This is a genomic window from Streptomyces kebangsaanensis (genome assembly GCF_001906585.1).
GTDB lineage: Bacteria > Actinomycetota > Actinomycetes > Streptomycetales > Streptomycetaceae > Streptomyces > Streptomyces kebangsaanensis.
Genome location: NZ_JUJA01000164.1, coordinates 159,011 through 162,967 on the forward strand (window position 1 = coordinate 159,011; position 3,957 = coordinate 162,967).

Here is a 3,957-nt window from a genome sequence, read left to right on the forward strand (position 1 = left end):
GAGCCTGCCGCCGCCGCAGAGCCAGACGTCCAGGCCGGTGCCCTCCTCCCGCTTGAGCTCACGGACGAGGGCGAGCGGGTCGCCCGGGACGACGGTGACGGCCGGGTCGGTGTCGGGCTTGAGGGTGCTGGACACCACGTACTGGCGCAGGTGCGCGTACGGGCTGGTGATTCCGGCGTCGAGGGCGGGGCGGTAGGCGCCGAGGCCCATGACGACGGTGTCGAAGCGCCGGTTGGGCGCGTCGGCGAGGCCCGCGGCGGCGCGCCGCCCTCGTCGACGCCGCGATCGAGGTACTGGCCAGGGAAGGCGCACGAGGCCTGACGTTCCGGGCGGTGGACACCGAGGCCGCCGTACCCGCCGGCACCGCGTCCAACTACTTCGCCGGCCGCGACGACCTGCTCACCCAGGCCGGCGCCCGTGTGTACGAGCGGCTCCAGCCGGACGAGGCCACGATCGCCCGCCAGCGGGCGGCCGGCCGCGACCGGGAGACCTACGCGGAGCTGATGCGCGAACTCGTCGGCCGCATCGCCCGCTTCCGCACCGGCTACCTCGCGCTGCTCGAACTCCGCCTCGAGGCCACCCGCCGCCCCGGACTGCGCAAGGTCCTCACCGAGCGAGTGCGGGCCGACCTCGACGCCAACGTCGCCTACCACGAGGCCTCCGGCCTACCCGGCGACGCCATGGCGGTCAAGCTGCTCATGCTGACCCTGAACTGGCTGATCGTCGAGCAGCTCACCCTGCCGGACGTCTTCACGGAAGCAGAGCGTGAACAACTGGTGACGGCCGCGGTCGAGCGCATCGTGGCGGCGGAGTAGGCGGCCGACGCACAGGAGTATCCCTGGGCGGGCCTCCCCGCATCCTTCAAGGCACCGCGAGGCGGGCCGGGTTCTCTTCCGGAAGGCGGTGTCGAGCGCTCGGCCGCCTGTTCCGGCGGCGCCCGCGCCGAGTCCGCGTGGCGGAGGGCGGCCCTCTGTGTGATCAGCAGGTGCGGGGGCGGATGTCCGGGGTGGTGGTCGGGCCGCGAGGACCGTCCCGTACTCGGCGGGACCGCGGTGGCCGAGGCTGCTGTGCAGCCTCCGCAAGTCGCACCGGCCCTCGATGCCCCTGCTGTCCGGGGAGGTCAACCGTTCAACGGGCACCACCCCATGACTCTTCCCCGGACAAGACCCAGCGCGCCCGGTGCGGCCGCAGTGCGCCTTTTCGAAGCACTGGTCCGAAGCACTGGACCGACCGTGTCGCCGGCCGCGCGCAGGAGCGCCCATGAGGTACGCCCCCCTTGCCCGGCTGCCCGGACTCACCGCATTCCGGGTAGGCCACGCAGCTCGCCGACCTTCATCAGCCGAGCGAGAAGGAGGTAACCCAGGGCTGTCGTGAGCACCCCGGCAGCCGGCGCGGCGGCGGTGGGCCCCTTCACCGTGCCGTCACCCCCATGCCCTCAAGATCCCCGAGCGGGGCTGACCAGCGCCGGACAAGACCGAGGGGAGGAGCGGTCTCAGTGGGTGCGGGTGGGACCGCGGTGGCGCGTCCGTACGGCGACGGCGGCGAGCAGCACGAGTACGACGGCGGTGAAGCACGTCGTCGCACCGGTCGGGCTCATGGAGCGGCTGGCGACACCGAGGCCGACGGGCAGCAGGGCCAGGCCGAGATAGGAGGCGAGGAACAGACCGGCGAGGGCTTCGCCGCGCCGGGCCGGCGCCGCCGTGTCGGCCACGTGTCCGACGGCGGACTTGAACAGCACCCCGGCGCCGGCTCCGGCGGTGATCCCGGCGAGCAGGAGCAGGCGCAGGCTGGCGAGGTGGATGCCGACCGTGAGGACGGCCATGCCCAGGGCCTGGGCGACCAGCCCCACGTACCAGCGCTCCCGGGCGCCGAGCCGGCCGGTGCCCGTCTGAGCAGCCGCCGCGGCTCCGAACACGGCGAACACGACCAGTCCGGCGAGCGCCCGGGACGGGTGGTGCAGGGTCCCGCCGACGAAGCCGGGAACCACGGAGGTGAACAGGCCGAACACGGCCATGGAGGTGAATCCGGCCGCGGCGGCGAGGTGTCCGCGCTCGCCGCGGGCGACCCCGACTCGCTGAGGGCGGTAGGCGGGCCTGACCTCGGGCTTGTGAACGGTCTCAGGTGTCAGCGCGATGGCGGCCACGCCGGTCAGCAGCAGCACGACGAAGACCGCGTACGGCAGCCGGAGCGGTGCCCCCAGGTACTGGGCGAGCACTCCCGCGGCGACGGGCCCGAGGCCGAGGCCGCCGATGTTGGCCGCGGTCGACACGATCTCGAACCTCCGCGTCGAGGCGCCGGGCCGGTGGGCGCTGTGCAGCTCCTGCAGATACGCGGTGGCGGTCGCCGTCAGCATGCCGACGCCGAGACCGGTGACCAGCCGGGCGACGATCAGTACCGGCAGGGACGGCGTGGCCAGGAACAGGGCGGCGGCGAGCAGTTCCAGTGCCAGAGCCGACGTCATGACCTTCTTGCGGCCCAGCCAGTCCGAGACGTGCCCGGCGAGCAGCAGACTGATCAGCACTCCGACGGCGTAGACGGCGAACACGACGGTGACCGTGAACGTGGAGAACCCGTCATGGGCCTGGTACAGGGGATACAGCGGTGTGGGGACGGTGGAGAACGCCATGGCCGTCACGAACACCGCGGCAACCGTCCAGAACCCGGCACCGTACCGGCGAGCGGCGCTCCGCCGCTCGGGCGCTCGGTCCTTCCGGGCGGATGCGCGGTCCGTACCCGGGCCCGTGGCCGACGTCGGCGGCATCAGAGCTCTCCGATCCTTGACAGTGGATTCCGTCGGTGGTGGAACCGGCCCGGTTCTTCACCCACCGCCTTCGCGTCAACAGATGAACGGGGCCGTTTTTTCCCGTTCTGCGGAGATGATTCAAGATGACGGTCATCTGTGGATGAGACGGCCCAGGAAGGCCGGCCATGGATCTCCGTGAGATGAAGGCCGTCGTCGCGGTCGCCGAAGAGGGCGGGTTCAGCGCTGCGGCCCGGCGTCTGCACGTCGTGCAGTCCGCGGCCTCCCGTACGGTCCGTGCCCTGGAGCCCGAACCGGGCGCAGCGCTCTTCCGCCGCACCACCCACAGGGTGTCGCCGGCCCCCTGCGGGACGCGCCTTCCTGCCGGCCGCCCCGGGGACCGGGCGGACCTGCCTTCGCCTCGAAGGATTTCCGCGTCGCCGTCCCCGCCTGCGAACTGTCGGTGGCCAGGACTCCGTGCTCTCTTCCTGTGCTCTCAGCCGACGAATTGCTGACCGCCGTCGACGTCGTAGGTCGCGCCGGTGAGTGCCGTGTTGGTCATGATGTGAACGGCGAGCGCCGCGACGTCGGCCGGTACGACAACGCGGCCGATCGGCAGCATGGTGCGCAGTTCCTCGCGACGGGCGTCGAGTCCGTCGCCGAGAAGCCTGGCCGACAACGGCGTGTCCACGAAGCCGGCGGCGATCAGGTTGACCCGGACCGGTGCGAGCTCCAGCGCGAGACCGGCGATGAACGCGGGCAGCGCGGCGGTGACCGCGGGCGCGATCCCGAGACCGGCACGCATCCGCCGGGCGCCCGTGCCGCCCAGGAGCAGCAGTGTGCCGCCCGGTCGTACCGTGCCGGCGGCGTGGCGCGCGACCTCGAGGGCGAGCACCATGTGCTCGCTGACCGCCCGGCGCGCCTGATCGCAGTCCATGTCCAGGAGGCGCCCGTAGGACGGGTGTCCAGCCGTGACCATCACGTGGTCGATCGGCCCGGGCAGTTCCTGGAAGAACCGCCGCAGCCGCGCCGGGTCGCCGGCGTCGAAGGCGGCGGTGCCGAGCGCTTCGACCTCCGTGGCCGCGGTACGCAGCCGTTCGGGGTCCCGTCCGGTGAGAATCACCGAGGCGCCCTCGGCACGGGCGTGCCCGGCGGTCGCCAGCCCGATGCCCGCGCTCCCGCCGATGACGACGAGGGTCTGTCCGAGCAGGGCCGGG

The 3,957-nt window shown here is 72.7% G+C and carries 4 protein-coding genes and 1 pseudogene; 2 read left to right on the forward strand and 3 right to left on the reverse strand.

Going from position 1 to position 3,957, the window contains the following annotated elements; all coding sequences use genetic code 11:
* Positions 1–210 (reverse strand): annotated as a pseudogene (locus RH94_RS45465) (dihydrofolate reductase family protein); the annotation flags it as partial.
* Positions 211–284: 74 nt separating this feature from the next.
* On the opposite strand from RH94_RS45465, the gene RH94_RS33810 reads away from it, so the two are divergent.
* Positions 285–815 (forward strand): TetR/AcrR family transcriptional regulator, encoded by a 531-nt coding sequence (locus RH94_RS33810; protein WP_073952133.1) that lies wholly within the window; start codon positions 285–287, stop codon positions 813–815.
* 677 nt (positions 816–1,492) lie between these two features.
* On the opposite strand, the gene RH94_RS33815 is transcribed toward RH94_RS33810, so the two are convergent.
* Entirely contained in the window at positions 1,493–2,641 is a 1,149-nt protein-coding gene (locus tag RH94_RS33815; RefSeq protein WP_234426221.1) for an MFS transporter, read from the reverse strand.
* A gap of 302 nt (positions 2,642–2,943) precedes the next feature.
* Between RH94_RS33815 and RH94_RS46865 the strand changes: the two genes are divergently transcribed.
* Positions 2,944–3,255, forward strand: coding sequence for a helix-turn-helix domain-containing protein (locus RH94_RS46865; protein ID WP_407697397.1), 312 nt, complete (start codon positions 2,944–2,946; stop codon positions 3,253–3,255).
* On the opposite strand, the gene RH94_RS33825 is transcribed toward RH94_RS46865, so the two are convergent.
* On the reverse strand, positions 3,237–3,950 hold the full coding sequence (locus RH94_RS33825; protein WP_073952145.1) for an SDR family oxidoreductase: 714 nt from the start codon (positions 3,948–3,950) through the stop codon (positions 3,237–3,239). The genes RH94_RS46865 and RH94_RS33825 overlap by 19 nt on opposite strands.
* Positions 3,951–3,957: the final 7 nt, after the last annotated feature.

Bases quoted from the DNA above. Each gene is read 5' to 3' on its own strand.
- RH94_RS46865 (WP_407697397.1), top strand. From the start codon at position 2,944: ATGAAGGCCGTCGTCGCGGTCGCCGAAGAGGGCGGGTTCAGCGCTGCG.